Genomic DNA, 14,323 nt, shown 5'->3' on the forward strand with positions numbered 1-14,323 from the left:
CCTCATCCTGCCAAACCGCCCGCCGAGGCCTCGGGGCGGGGTGGCCGATGCCGCCTGATCAGGCGGCGGGCGTGGCCTGCCTGACCCGGTCCCGGCCGGCGGACTTCGCGGCATACAACGCGTCGTCGGCCCGCCGCAGGAGGTCGAGCGCGGACTCCCCGCCCAGGGAGGTCGCGGCTCCCACGCTGACGGTGATCCGGGCGTACGTGCCGAGCAGCGACTGCCAGTCCGTCTCCCGGATGTGGGCGCGCAGCCGCTCGGCCAGCGTGCAGGCCGCGTCCAGGTCGGTCCCGGGCTGCAGCACCGCGAGCTCCTCCCCGCCATACCGCGCTGCCACGTCCGTGGACCGCACCTGGGTGAGCAGGATCCGGCCGACCTCGCGCAGCACCTGGTCGCCGGCGACGTGCCCGTGGGTGTCGTTCACGTCCTTGAACCGGTCGAGGTCGAGCAGCAACAGGCTCACCGGCCGGTCCGGGGTCGCCGACGCCACGTCGGTGCGCAGCCGCTCGTCCAGGAGGCGCCGGTTGTGCAGGCCGGTGAGCTCGTCGCGGATCGAGCTCTCCTTGGCCGCGCGGTGCTCGGCGCTGAGGTCCTTGAGCTGCTCGGTGATGCGCCGGGCCCGCTCCAGGGCGTCGGCCGCCTCCTGCTCGGCCTGCTGCACCCCGTGGAGCACGAGCAGGGCACCCGCGCGCCGACGGGCCAGGGCGTCCTCGTGGTCGTCCCGCAGCGCCACGTGGGCACGGAGCATCCAGTACGCCGAGACCAGGTCTCCCCGCCAGGCATAGGCCTCGGCCAGCAGGTCGGTGATCGCGATGCGCTGCCGGTCGGCCAGGTCGGCCCGCGGCGTGAGCGGCTCCAGGAGGGCGACCATGTGGTCGGCGTCGCCCAGGGCCTGCCACACGCGCGCCGTCTCCACGGTCACGTCGATCTCCAGGCCCGGGCGGGCGCCGTGCTGCATCAGCCGGGCCACCTCGCCCGTCAGGGCCATGGCCTGCAGCCGCAGGCCGAGCTGGGCGCAGGCGTGGGCCTCGAGCACCCGGGCGTGGGCGAGGACCGCGGTGTTGCCGGCCCGATCTGCCGCGGTGCCGGCGAGGCGGGCCTGCTCCGCGGCCTCGACCAGGTCCTGACGGTCGGCGAGCGCGTGGGCGACGTCGATGCGGGCGTAGGCGATGCCCTCGTCGTCCCCGAGGCGTTCGAAGATCACCAGCGCCCGACGGAAGGTGCGCAGCTGTACGTCCCCGTCGTCCTCGTCCAGAGCGGCGTCGAGCAGGCACTGGGCCACGAGCTGGTCGTCGCCGGCCTCGTCGGCCGCCGTGATCGCCTGGGTGAACAGGCCTGCGGCGCGCAGCGGCTCGCCCACCTCGGCGAAGACGTTGGCCAGGACCAGGTGGAGCCTGGCTCGCCAGGCGCCACCGCCCGGGGAGGAGAGGGCCGAGTTGGCCACGGCCAGGGCGCGTTCGAAGTTCTGCTCGCCGAACGCCAGCGAGGCCTGGACGACGGCAGCCGGACCGGCCAGGCTGGGGTCGCGGCGCAGGGCCTCGGCGACGAGGACCGCCGCCGTGTCGCCGTCGCGGTTGCGCAGGTGCCAGGCACGCTCCACCAGGTCGGCAGGGCGCTGCCGGTCGGTGCGCTCTGTCATGCGGACTCCGCCTCGGCGCCAGGGAGAGACGCCCGGCCCGGTCGGGGCGCGCGTCACGCTGCTTGGCCGCAACGTCGCCGTGCATCCTGCCAAAACCCTTGCGGCGCCGCGAGCGATGGCGCCGGCGGACCCGCTTCGCGGTTCCCGCCGAGCGGCGGCCGGGTGGAACGTGCCCTCCCGGAGAACCCTCGATCCCCGGTGCTAGGTTGAGGACCCCTCCCCTCGCGCGAAGGAGCGTCCGGCATGAGTGGCACCGCACCCGAGGTCACGGCACCTGTGGTCCTGGTGGCGTGCGACAAGTTCAAGGGCACCCTCGTCGCCACCCAGGTGGCCGAGCGGATCCACGCCGGGGTCGTGGACGCCGCACCTCAGGCCGAGGTGCGGCGTGTCCTGGTGGCGGACGGGGGGGACGGGACCATCGACGCGGCCCTGGCGGCCGGCTTCGAGGCACGTGAGATCACCGTCGCAGGGCCCGTCGGCGAGCCGCAGCGAGCCCGCTACGCGCGCCGTGGTGGGACCGTCGTCGTGGAGATGGCCGAGACCTGCGGCATCGTGCACCTTCCCCGCGGCGAGCTCGCCCCGCTCACGGCGTCCAGCCGGGGCCTGGGCGAGGCCATGCGGATCGCCCTCGACGAGGGCTGCTCGGAGCTGGTGCTCGGCATCGGCGGATCGGCCAGCACGGACGGCGGCACGGGCATGCTCGCCGCCCTCGGGGTCCGGCTGCTCGACCGCGCGGGCCACGAGATCCCCGACGGGGCCGAGGGACTCGACACCCTCGCGTCGGTGGACCTGTCCGGGCTGCACCCCCGGCTGCGCGAGGTGGCCGTCACGGTGGCCTGCGACGTCAACAACCCGCTCCTCGGTGACCGCGGCACGTCGGCGGTCTTCGGCCCGCAGAAGGGCGTGACCGCCCAGCTGCGACCCCGCGTCGACGCCGGCCTGGAGCGCCTCGCCGACCTGCTCACCAGGGCGACCGGGCGCGACGAGCGTGACCGGCCGGGAGCCGGTGCGGCCGGAGGCGTGGGCTACGCCGCGCTGCAGGTCCTGCAGGCGACGATGCGTCCCGGGGTGGAGCTGGTGCTGGACCTGGTGGGCTTCCCGGAGCTGGCGAGCGGAGCGGACCTGGTCATCACCGGCGAGGGCTCCCTGGACGAGCAGTCGCTCATGGGCAAGACGCCGGTGGGCGTGGCCCATGCCTGCGCCCGTGCGGGCGTGCCCGTGGTCGCCGTCTGCGGCCGCAGCCTCCTCGGCGAGGGGCAGGCGGAGACCGCAGGCATCCGGCGGGTCTACGCCCTCACCCACCTGGAGCCGGACACCGCTCGCTGCATGACCGAGGCTGGGCCGCTGCTCCAGGAGCTCGCGGCGCTGGTGACCCGCGACCTGCTGGACGGCCGCGTCTGACCTGCGCCCGTATGCCGAGACCCCCGGGCCGCGGTGAGCGGCGCCGGGGGTCTCGGCATACGGCGGATCAGGCCTTGGTCACCGGGGTGACGGGGGCCTTGCCGGCCAGCACGTTGAGGACGTTCTCGGCGGCCAGGTCGGCCATCGCGGTGCGCGTCTCGATCGTCGCGGACCCCAGGTGGGGCAGCAGGACGACGTCGTCGCGCCCGAGGAGGCCCTCGTGCACGGTCGGCTCGTCCTCGAAGACGTCGAGGCCGGCGCCGGCGATCTCGCCCGCCTCGAGCGCGGCCACCAGGGCGGCCTCGTCGACGATCGGGCCGCGGGCGGAGTTGACCAGGTAGGCGGTCTTCTTCATCTTGCGGAAGGCGTCGGCGTCCATCAGGTGCTTGGTGGAGTCGAGCAGCGGGCAGTGCAGCGAGACCACGTCCGACTCGGCCAGCAGCTCGTCCATCTCGACCTTGCGGGCGCCGAGCTCCTCGGCGATCTCGGCGTCCAGCTCGTAGGCGTCGACGTAGATGACGTCCATGCCGAAGGCCTTGGCGCGGCGGGCCATCGCGATGCCGATCTGGCCCATGCCGACGATGCCGAGCGTCTTGTCCTGCAGGCCCATGCCGAGCATGTAGAACATGCCCCACTGCCAGGGGGTGCGGGAGCGGATGACGCGCTCGCCCTCGCCGAACCGGCGGGTGACCATGAGCATCAGGCCGAAGGCCGTGTCCGCGGTGGTCTCGGTGAGCACCTTGGGGGTGTTGGTGCCGGTGACACCACGCTTCTCCAGCGCCGGGACGTCGATGTTGTTGTAGCCCACGGCGACGTTGGCGACGACCTTGAGCTGGTCGCCGGCGGCGTCGAGGAACTCGTCGTCCACGCGCTCGGTCAGCAGGGTGACGACGGCGTCGGCGCCCTTGACGGCCTCCAGCATGGCCTCACGGGTGATGCACTCGTCGGCGTCGTGGTAGAAGACGACGTCGTGCTCGGCCTTGAGGGCGTCGACGGCAGACTGCGGGATCTTGTTGGTGATGACGACCTTGCTCACTTGCTCTCGATCCAATCCTTGAGCTTGCCGAGGCCCTCGCGGATGCGGTCCTCGGAGATGCCGGAGTAGGCAAAGCGGATGTAGTCGCGGGTCTCGTCGTCCTGACGACGCCCGAAGTGGTTGCGGGTGCAGAAGGACACGCCCGTGGCGTGCAGCGCCTGCGTCGCGAAGTCGTCGACGTCCTTGGCGCCCACGCGCTGGACGGCCTCGGTGACGTCGGGGAACAGGTAGAACGTCGACTCGGGGACGGCGACGGACATGCCGGGGATCGAGTTGGTGATCTCGCAGGCGGTGTCCCGCCGGCCGCGCAGGACCTGCAGCATGTCGGCGACGGGCTGCTGGCTCTCGGTGAGGGCGGCGACGCCGGCGTACTGGATGAAGTGCGTCGTGCACGACTCGTTGTTGGTGTTCATGGTCGAGAACACCTTGGCGATCTCGAGCGGCGCGATGCCCGCCCCGAGGCGCCAGCCGGTCATGGCGTACTTCTTGGAGAAGGTGTAGAGGATGACCGTGCGGTCCTTCATGCCCTCGATGGAGGAGATGGAGGTCGACGTGCCCGAGTAGCGCATGTCGAAGTAGGCCTCGTCGGACAGCACCCACAGGTCGTGCTCGATGGCGAGCTGGGCGATGGCCTCGCGCTCGGCCTGGGTGGACTCCGCGGAGATCGGGTTCTGCAGGTCGTTGTAGATGATCGCCTTCGTCCTGGGCGTGATCAGCGCACGCACCTGGTCCAGGTCGATGGCGAAGCCGCGCTCGGTGGGGACGTAGCGGTAGGGCTTGGCGATGCCGCCGAAGTACTCGATCTGGGACTCGTAGATCGGGAACCCGGGGTTGGGGTAGAGCACCTCGTCGCCCTCGTTCATCACGGCCTGGACGAACTTGGTGATGACCGGCTTGCCGCCGGGCTGGATGGCGACGTTGTCGGCGGTGTAGTCGGTGCCGCGGGCACCGTTGATGTCGGCGGCCATGGCCTCGCGCAGCTGCGGGATGCCGGGGCCGGGGCAGTAGCCCGTGCGCCCGTCCGCGATCGCCTTGTTCATGGCCTCGGTGATGTGGCCCGGGGTCGCCAGGTCGATGTCACCCAGGTGGAAGGGATAGATGGTGTTGCCCTTGGCCCCCCACGCGGCGGCTGCCGCGGAGACGGCGAACGCCGTCTCGGTGCCGAGTCGGGACAGACGGTTGGCCAGCGCCATGGCTGCGTCTCCTTCGCGATGTGTGTGTCGTCGTTGACAGCGCACGAAGCCCTCGTGAGGCTCGTCGTCGCACTGTAACGACCGCGGGGAGAGCCCGCGCAGGCGCCCTCCCCCGGGATCGTCGTCATTGCACCATGCGCGATGTGGTCAGACCAACGTGGGCTGCATGAGCGTGCAGGCCGCGGTATGCCGTAAGGCTGATGGGGTCACCCCCAGTGCATGCACTGTGGTCTGGCTGTCGTCGCCGACGATCTCCGGCTCAGCTGCCGGGCAACCGACGCACGGTGAGGATCTGCTCGACCCCGCCGACCGGCCCGTGCTCGTCGTACAGGTCCGAGCTGGTGATCCCCAGACCCGTCTCGCCGAAGGTCACCTCGGTGTTCAGCCCCAGCCAGCCGAACCGCGGCCGCCGGAAGAGGTGGATCGTCAGGTCGACGTTGGGGAACATCCACTCGCCGGGGTGCTCGCGCACCGCGATGCCGTTGGCGGTGTCCACCAGGCCGACGAACCGGGCGACCTCGGAGGACTCCTCACCCGCCACCAGGCCGGTGTGCGTGGTGAGCCACGCCTGACCGCGCCCCGGCTCGCCGCCCGCGACCGAGCGGAACTCCAACGACCGGATGAAACCGCCACCCCACAACGAGGTCCCGTCCCAGGGATCCGCCTCGTCGGGGCGGGCCAGGTCCGGGTGGAAGCCGCCGGCCACCTCTGCGGTGTCCTGGGTGACCAGCCGCCAGGCCGTGGCGCGGATGACGGCCTTGCCGCCGGCATACGACCCGTCCTCCTGGGGCTCCTCGGCGATCATCGTGGCCTCGACCAGCTCGATGGTGCGCCCGGGGCGCACGGTGCGGCACTCGATGCGGACGGGAGAGGCAGGGATCAGGCCGAGGATCTCGAAGGTGATGCGGGCGAGCTGCATCTCCTCGCGCGGATCGTGGCGCTCGAGGGCGTGCACGAGCAGGCCCGACGCCGGCGCCATGTGCTGCTCCCAGTCGTTCCAGGCGCCCTGCGCGTGCAGGGTCGGCTCGTAGCGACCCTCGCCCAGGGCTGTGTAGTAGCAGGAGGACGAGGCGTCGAGCGCAGCCGGGTCGGGGCGGGTCTCGGGAGCGGTGGTCACCCACCCACGCTAGGCGACCGTGACAGCCTGCACACCCCGGGAACCGCCTGTGCCGGAGGTTGGATATGGTCGCGGCATGAGCACCCGCAACCTCCTGCGCAGCGAGGCGCAGCTCCGCTCGGCCCAGCTCGAGATCGCGACCTACGAGGTCGAGCTCGACCTGTCCGACGCCGCCGACCTGACGCGCGCGACCTTCCCGACGCGGACGACCGTGACCTTCACGTCCACCGCGACGGACACCTTCCTGGACTTCCTCGGCGAGACGGTGCACGAGGTCGAGGTCAACGGCGAGCAGGTGCCGGTCGAGCACGACGGCAACCGGGTGCAGCTGCACGGGCTGCGCACCGACGGGGACAACGTCGTGACCGTGCGCGGGGAGGGGATCTACTCCCGCTCCGGCGAGGGACTGCACCGCTACCAGGACCCGGTGGACGAGCAGGTCTACCTCTACACGCACTACGAGCCGACCGACTCCCGGCGGGTGTTCGCGGGCTTCGACCAGCCCGACCTCAAGGGGCGCTTCACCTTCGTCATCACCGGCCCGGCCGACTGGCAGCTGCGGTCCAACCAGCCGGTCGTGTCCAGCGAGGACGCCGGGACCAACGCCGCGGGGCAGGCCGTGGTCCGTCAGGTCCACGCCGAGACGCCGCCGCTGTCGACATACATCACCTGCGTCGCGGCCGGTCCCTACCACCTGCAGCGGGGCTCCTGGTCCGGCCAGGGCGTCGAGATCCCCCTCGGCGTGCTGTGCCGGCAGTCCCTGGTCTCGGCCTTCGACGGGGACACCATCCTGGAGACGACCCGCAACGGCCTGGACTACTTCCACCGGACCTTCGAGTTCCCCTATCCCTGGGGCAAGTACGACCAGATCTTCGTGCCGGAGTACAACCTCGGCGCGATGGAGAACCCGGGCCTGGTGACCTTCAACGACGCGGCGTACGTCTACCAGTCCGCCGCCACCCGCTCGCAGTACGAGCTGCGCTCCAACACGATCCTGCACGAGATGGCCCACATGTGGTTCGGCGACCTGGTGACGCCGCGCTGGTGGGACGACCTGTGGCTCAAGGAGTCCTTCGCGGACTACGTGGGCACCGAGGCCAACGCGAGGGCCACCGAGTTCACCGACGCCTGGACCCCCTTCTGCGCGCGTCGCAAGGCCTGGGCGTACCTGCAGGACCAGCTGCCCACCACGCACCCGATCGTCGCGGACATCCCCGACGTCGAGGCGGCCAAGCAGAACTTCGACGGGATCACCTACGCCAAGGGCGCGTCCGTGCTCAAGCAGCTCGTGGCGTATGTCGGGCAGGACGAGTTCTTCGCCGGCGCCCGGGCGTACTTCACGGACCACGCCTTCTCCTCGACGGGGCTGGTCGACCTGCTGACGGCGCTGGAGTCGTCCTCCGGCCGCGACCTGGGGGAGTGGAGCCGGCTGTGGCTGCAGACCGCCGGGATCTCGACGCTGACCCCCGAGCTGGTCGAGCGCGACGGTCGGGTCGAGCGGCTCGTCGTGCACCAGAGCGGCACCGACGCGATGACCGGCGAGCCGATCGTCCGCCCGCACCGCCTCGTCGTGGGTCTGTATGCCCTGCAAGGCGGTTCGCTGGAGCGCACCGAGCGGCTCGAGGTCGACCTGGCCGACGCGTCGCTCACCGTCGAGGCCGCCACGGGTCTGGCCACGCCCGATCTGGTCGTGGTCAACGACGACGACCTCACCTATGCCAAGGTCCGCCTGGACGAGCGGTCGCTCGCGACGGTGCGCGAGCACCTGTCGGCCATCTCCTCGTCGCTGACCCGCGCGGTGCTGTGGTCGGCGTTGTGGAATGCCTGCCGCGACGGCGAGCTGCCCGCCGCCGACTACGTCGACATCGTGCTGCGGCACGCGCCGCAGGAGGAGGACGTCGCGCTGCTCGCCAACGTGACCGCCAATGCCTCGACCGCCGTGGAGGCCTACGCCCCGGTGGCCCTGCGCGCCGACCTGCGCAGCCGCTACCTCGACGGCACGTGGCGGCAGCTGCAGGCCGCCCGGCCCGGCTCGGGCAACCAGCTCGTCTGGGCCCGGGTGCTCGCCTCGACCAGCGCCGCCACCGATGCCCGCTCCGGCGAGCTCACCCGCCTCCTCGACGGCAGCCTGCAGGTCGACGGACTGACCCTCGACCCGGAGCTGCGCTGGGCCTTCCTGCAGGCGCTGGCCGCCCAGGACGCGGTGGACCAGGCGACCCTGGACACCGAGCTGGAGCGGGACCACACCTCCCTCGCGCCGGTCCGACACCGGGCGGCGTCCGCGTCGTTCCCGCGAGCCGAGCTCAAGCGCGAGGCCTTCCGCACCGTCGTCGACGACACCTCCCTCACCAACGACATGGTGTCCGCCTGGACCACCGGCTATGCCCAGCCCGGCCAGGGCCCGCTGACCGCCGACCTGGTGCCGGACTACTTCGGGGCGCTGGAGCAGGTGTGGTCCTCGCGCTCGCAGGAGCTGGCCTCCCGGATGGTGCTCGGGATGTTCCCCCGCGACGCCGACCTGGCCGAGGGGCAGACGCCGGAGGAGCACCCGGTGCCGGTCGCCGCGCAGGCCTGGCTCGACGAGCACCCCTCGGCCCCCGGCGGCCTGCGTCGCCTGGTGGTCGAGCAGCGTGACCACGTGCTGCGAGCCCTGCGCGCCCAGCAGCGCTGACCTGGCCGGGGGCGGCCGGATCAGCCGGTCCTGATCACCACCGGTCATCGCCGCCGAGCGGGTCCGACACGGCGAGGGCGCCTCGCCCGCCTAGGATCGAGCGACGTCGAGCGAGGAGGCGCCATGGGCGGCAGGACGAGTCGGGCATGCGCGGTGCTGGCGGCCGGCGCCCTCGTCGCCGGCTGCACGGGGGACCCGGGACCGCAGGGGACCGCGGACCAGGTGGGTCGGGCCATCGCCTCGGCCGACCTGACCGGGGTGCCGCTCGACGGGATCGATGCCGCCACCGCCACCGCGCAGGTCAAGGGGCTGCTCGCGGGTCTGGGTGAACGCAAGCCGACGGTGCGACTCCTGGAGGATCCCAGGGCCGACGATCAGGGGGCCGCCACCGCGCGCTACCACGTCAGCTGGCCGCTCGCCGAGGGCCGGCTCTGGGAGTACGACACCTCTGTCCCCCTGGTGCGCAAGGACGGGGGCTGGCGGGCCCGCTGGAGCCCCGCCGTCGCGCTGCCCGGGGCGCAGGCGGGCGACACGGTCAAGGTGAGCCGCACCCCGGCGGTCCGCGGCCGGGTCCTCGGCGCGGGCGGCGTGCCGATCGTCCAGCTGCGCCAGGTGGTCCGGCTCGGCGTCGACAAGTCGCACGGGACGCCGGCGCAGGCCCTGGCGGCGGCACCGCAGGTCGCGGCGCTCGCCGGGCTCACCGACGTGGCGGGCTACACCGGCCAGGTGCAGGCCGCCGGGCCTCAGGCCTTCGTCGAGGCCGTGGTCCTGCGGCGGGAGGACCCCAAGGTCGCGGCGATCCCGCAGGTCGCAGCCGCCAACCCCACCGTGGCCGGGCTGGCCGCGGAGCTCCCGCTCGCGCCCACCAAGACCTTCGCCCGGCCCGTCCTGGGCGGCGTGGGGGAGGCCACCGCCGAGATCGTCGAGCAGTCCGCCGGGGCCGTCGCCCCGGGAGACCTGGTGGGGCAGGGCGGACTTCAGCGATCGCACGACGAGACCCTGCGCGGGACCCCGGGCCTGACGGTCTCCCTGGTCCACGGCGGCGAGGCCCGGCAGCTGCACACGGTCGCCCCGGTCGCGGGGAAGGACCTGACGACCACGCTCGACGTCCCCGCCCAGGCGCGCGCCGAGGCCCTGCTCGCCGGGGTGAAGCCGGCCAGCGCGGTCGTCGCCGTACGGCCGTCCACCGGTGACGTGCTCGTCGCCGCGAGCGGGCCCGGGGGGCAGGGGCAGTCCACCGCCACCCTCGGCCAGTACGCCCCGGGGTCGACCTTCAAGATCGTCTCGGCCCTGGCCCTGCTGCGCGCCGGGGTGACCGCGGCCACGCCCACGCCGTGCACGGCCCAGGTGGTCGTCGACGGTCGCCGCTTCGAGAACTACGACGCCTATCCGGCGGCGGGGCTCGGGCAGGTCCCGCTCGCGACGTCCTTCGCCAAGAGCTGCAACACGGCCTTCATCGGGCTGCGGGGCAAGGCCCCGTCCGCCGCCCTCGCCGACGCCGCGGCGGGCCTCGGGCTCAGCTCCGAGCCGCGTGTCGGCCTGCCCGTCCATCTCGGTGGGGTCCCTGCCGCCACCGGCCAGACCGACCACGCGGCCCAGATGATCGGCCAGGGCGAGATCACGGCGAGCCCCCTCGGCATGGCGACCGTGACCGCGAGCGTGGTGGCGGGGCACCCGGTGGTGCCGCGGTTGGTGGTGCCGGCCGCGGGTGTGCCGTCGGGCACCGCGGGCCAGGCGACCCGCCCGGTCACCCCGGCCGAGGCCGCGACCCTGCGCGCCCTCATGCGCGGCGTCGTCACGGGCGGCAGCGGCGCGCTCCTGGCAGACCTGCCCGGGGCGCCGATCGCGAAGACGGGGACGGCGGAGTTCGGCACGACCGCACCGCCGCGCACCCACGCCTGGATGGTGGCTGCGCGGGGTGACCTTGCGGTCGCCGTCTTCGTGGACGAGGGGGAGGGGGGCTCGCGTACCGCCGGGCCGATCCTCAAGGCCTTCCTCGCCGGGACCCGCTGACCTGCGGTCGGATGCGCACGGCAACCGCAGGTTTGCCGATCGTTCACCTCCGAGGCGTTCAGGGTCGATAGTCGCGGCACGTCGGTTCTATCCGGTCTTCTGTATGGCGGACCGGTCGAGGCGGACATACCCTCGCCATGCGGTCACCCATCGACCGCAGCCATCTTTGGGAGGAACCGTGCAGAAGCACTCTCCGACCGGTCGAGGACGATCGGTCATCATCTCCACCGCGGCGATGTCGCTGGTGCTGGCGCCCGTCGCGCTGGCCGGCGCTCCCGCGCAGGCCGCGGGCGAGGGCTCGACCGCGCTCTACATCGTCCAGGTCGCGGGCAACCCGCTGACCACCTACGCCGGTGGTGTCAAGGGCATCCCGGCGACCAAGCCCGCCAAGGGGGGCAAGGTCAAGGTCCGCTCCGCCAACGGTCAGGCCTACACCCGCCACCTGGTCACCGAGCACAAGGACGCCCTCGCCGAGATCGGCGTCCCCGCCACCGCCAAGACCCGTGACTACACCACCACCTTCAACGGCATGGCGGTGCGCCTCACCCCGGCCCAGGCCGACAAGCTGGAGAAGTCGAAGTCCGTCGTGCGCGTCTGGAAGGACGAGCAGCGCCAGGCCGACACCAACACCACCCCGCAGTTCCTCGGCCTCGACGGTCCGAACGGCGTGTGGCAGAAGCAGTTCGGCGGCAACGCCAAGTCGGGCGCGGGCATGATCGTCGGTGTCATCGACTCCGGCATCTGGCCGGAGAACCCGTCCTTCGCGCCGCTGGCCAACCCGGTCGGCCAGGACCGCGTCGACGCCAACTGGAACGGCGTCTGCGACGGCGGCACCGGCCCGGACAAGGTCACCTGCAACAACAAGCTCATCGGCGCCCGGGCCTACTACTCCGCGGCGACCGTGCCGGACTTCGAGTTCAAGACCCCGCGTGGCTACAACGCCCACGGCACCCACACGGCGGGGACGGCGGCCGGCAACTACGGTGTCGACGCGGTCGTCAACGGCCAGCCGGTCGGCAAGATCAGCGGTATGGCGCCCGCGGCGCGCATCGCGGTCTACAAGGCCCTGTGGACCAAGCCCGACAACAGCGGCGCCAGCGGTGCCACCGTCGACCTGGTCGCGGCCATCGACCAGGCCGTCGCCGACGGCGTCGACGTGATCAACTACTCCGTCTCCGGCTCGAGCACCTACTCGGTCACCCCGGACGAGATCGCGTTCTTCAACGCCGCCGACGCCGGGGTCTTCGTCTCCGCCTCGGCCGGCAACTCCGGCGACACGGTGGGCACCTCCTCGGTCGCCCACAACTCCCCCTGGGAGATGACCGTCGCTGCCAGCACCGCCCCGCACGCGGTCGCCAAGACCGTGACGCTCGGCAACGGCAAGGTCTACACCGGCGTCGGCACCGGCCCCAAGGTCGGCCCGGCCCCCGTCGTCAGCGCCGCCGGCGCGGCCCTGCCCGGCGCGGACGCCACCAAGGCCAAGCAGTGCTACTCCGACGCGGACGACGACCCGACCAACGGCGTCACCGCGGTCCTGGACGCCGCCAAGATCAAGGGCAAGATCCTGCTCTGCGAGCGCGGCGGCAACGCCCGCACCGACAAGGGCGACGCGGCCAAGAACGCCGGTGCCATCGGCATGCTCCAGGTCAACACGTCGGACGCTCAGTCCGTCAACGCCGACTTCATGACCCTCCCGACGGCGCACCTGGACGCCAAGCAGGGCGCCGAGGTCAAGGCCTACGTCGCGAGCGACCCCAACCCGACCGCGACGCTGAGCGACCCCTTCAAGGACCCCCAGGCCCGGCACCCGCAGATGGCCGGCTTCTCGTCGTACGGCCCGGCCCTCGCCGGCGGTGGCGACCTGCTGAAGCCCGACATCACGGCCCCCGGCGTGGACATCATCGCCGCGGTCTCGCCCAAGGAGTACCAGGGCAACAACTTCGGCTCGATGTCTGGCACCTCGATGTCGGCGCCGCACGTCGCGGGTCTGGGCGCCCTGCTCAAGCAGCTGCACCCCGACTGGTCCCCGATGGCGGTCAAGTCGGCCATGATGACCACCGCCTCGGTGCTCGACGACCACGGTCAGCCGATCCAGCGCGGCTCGGAGAACGCCACCCCGCTCGACTTCGGTGCGGGCCACGTCACTCCTCCCAAGATGGTCTCGCCGGGTCTGGTCTACGACTCGGCCGCCCCGGACTGGATGAAGTACCTCTGCGGGATCAACCAGCTCGAGCTGATCTCCGACCCGGGCACCTGCGCCAAGGTCGGCACCATCGACCCGAGCGACCTGAACTACCCCAGCATCGCCATCGGCGACCTGGCAGGCACGCAGACGGTCACCCGCACGGTCCGCAACGTCGAGGACAAGACCGCCGTCTACAAGGTCCGCGTCCAGCAGCCCACCGGTGTGGCCGTCTCGGTCCAGCCGACCATGTTCACCATCAAGCCCGGCGAGAGCAAGACCTACACGGTCACCTTCCGCCGCACCGCGGCGCAGTTCGACCAGTACGCCTTCGGTGCGCTGACCTGGACCGGCAACCGCGGTCAGGTCGTCCGCAGCCCCCTGGCGATCCGTTCGGTCGCGCTGTCCGCGACGCCCGGCGAGATCAAGGGTGCGGCGACCTCCGGCTCGGCGAACCTCCTGGTCAAGCCCGGCTTCTCGGGCACGTTGACCGCCAAGCCGGCGGGGGCCGTCCCCTCGCAGGTCAACGCGGGTGACGTGGCTCAGGGCAAGGCCCTCAGCACCACGGTCCAGGTGCCCGAGGGCACCAAGGCCGTCCGGTTCGCGACCTTCGACGCGGACTACCCGGCCGGCACCGACATCGACCTGACCGTCCTCAAGGACGGCAAGGAGATCGGCACCAGCGGCGAGGCCACGGCGGAGGAGGCGGTCACCCTGCTCAAGCCGGCTGCCGGTTCCTACACCGTCGAGGCGAAGTACTTCGCCGGTCCGTCGGCCAGCCTCTCCGTGAAGCAGCACTCCTTCGTCCTCACCGACAAGGCCGAGGGCAACCTCACCGCCACGCCGGAGAGCCAGGCCGTCACCAGCGGCAAGCCCGCCACCGTCACGGTGGACTGGAAGGGCCTGACGGCCGGTCAGCACTACCTCGGCGCCGTGGCGCTGGGCAACGCCGGTGCGCCGGTCAAGGACGTGCTCGTCACGCTCGACCCGAAGTGATCCTCGGCTGAGGCCGACTCACGACGACGGATGGCCCGCCACCCCACCGGGGTGGCGGGCCATCCGTCGCGCTCG

8 protein-coding genes are annotated in these 14,323 nt (G+C 72.2%); 4 read left to right on the forward strand and 4 right to left on the reverse strand.

Going from position 1 to position 14,323, the window contains the following annotated elements; genetic code table 11:
* Positions 1-58: 58 nt before the first annotated feature.
* Positions 59-1,639, reverse strand: coding sequence for a GGDEF domain-containing protein (locus MM438_RS01490; protein WP_241449971.1), 1,581 nt, complete (start codon positions 1,637-1,639; stop codon positions 59-61).
* Between the two features lie 243 nt (positions 1,640-1,882).
* Here MM438_RS01490 and MM438_RS01495 point away from each other — a divergent pair, with 243 nt between their 5' ends.
* A complete protein-coding gene (locus MM438_RS01495) occupies positions 1,883-3,040 on the forward strand; it encodes a glycerate kinase (RefSeq protein ID WP_241449979.1) in 1,158 nt (385 codons plus the stop codon).
* Between the two features lie 67 nt (positions 3,041-3,107).
* On the opposite strand, the gene MM438_RS01500 is transcribed toward MM438_RS01495, so the two are convergent.
* The 3 genes from MM438_RS01500 to MM438_RS01510 all read right to left on the reverse strand — a co-directional run bounded on the left by MM438_RS01500 (position 3,108) and on the right by MM438_RS01510 (position 6,386).
* Positions 3,108-4,076 carry a 2-hydroxyacid dehydrogenase gene (locus tag MM438_RS01500; RefSeq protein ID WP_241449981.1) on the reverse strand — a complete coding sequence of 323 codons (969 nt, stop codon included), beginning with the start codon at positions 4,074-4,076 and terminating at the stop codon, positions 3,108-3,110.
* Complete coding sequence (locus MM438_RS01505) at positions 4,073-5,269, reverse strand: pyridoxal phosphate-dependent aminotransferase (RefSeq protein WP_241449995.1); 1,197 nt, start codon at positions 5,267-5,269, stop codon at positions 4,073-4,075. The genes MM438_RS01500 and MM438_RS01505 overlap by 4 nt, the downstream gene beginning before the upstream one ends.
* 259 nt (positions 5,270-5,528) lie before the next feature.
* Positions 5,529-6,386, reverse strand: coding sequence for a thioesterase family protein (locus MM438_RS01510; protein ID WP_241450003.1), 858 nt, complete (start codon positions 6,384-6,386; stop codon positions 5,529-5,531).
* Positions 6,387-6,462: 76 nt separating this feature from the next.
* On the opposite strand from MM438_RS01510, the gene pepN reads away from it, so the two are divergent.
* The 3 genes from pepN to MM438_RS01525 all read left to right on the forward strand — a co-directional run bounded on the left by pepN (position 6,463) and on the right by MM438_RS01525 (position 14,248).
* The gene (gene pepN / locus MM438_RS01515) at positions 6,463-9,057 is read left to right on the forward strand and encodes an aminopeptidase N (RefSeq protein WP_241450008.1); all 2,595 of its coding nucleotides are present in this window, start codon (positions 6,463-6,465) and stop codon (positions 9,055-9,057) included.
* A 123-nt stretch (positions 9,058-9,180) separates the two neighbouring features.
* Positions 9,181-11,070: a penicillin-binding transpeptidase domain-containing protein gene (locus MM438_RS01520; protein WP_241450009.1), complete on the forward strand. Its 1,890-nt coding sequence runs from the start codon at positions 9,181-9,183 to the stop codon at positions 11,068-11,070.
* A 178-nt stretch (positions 11,071-11,248) separates the two neighbouring features.
* Entirely contained in the window at positions 11,249-14,248 is a 3,000-nt protein-coding gene (locus tag MM438_RS01525; RefSeq protein WP_241450010.1) for a S8 family peptidase, read from the forward strand.
* Positions 14,249-14,323: the final 75 nt, after the last annotated feature.

Source organism: Arsenicicoccus dermatophilus, from assembly GCF_022568795.1.
GTDB classification, from domain to species: domain Bacteria; phylum Actinomycetota; class Actinomycetes; order Actinomycetales; family Dermatophilaceae; genus Arsenicicoccus; species Arsenicicoccus dermatophilus.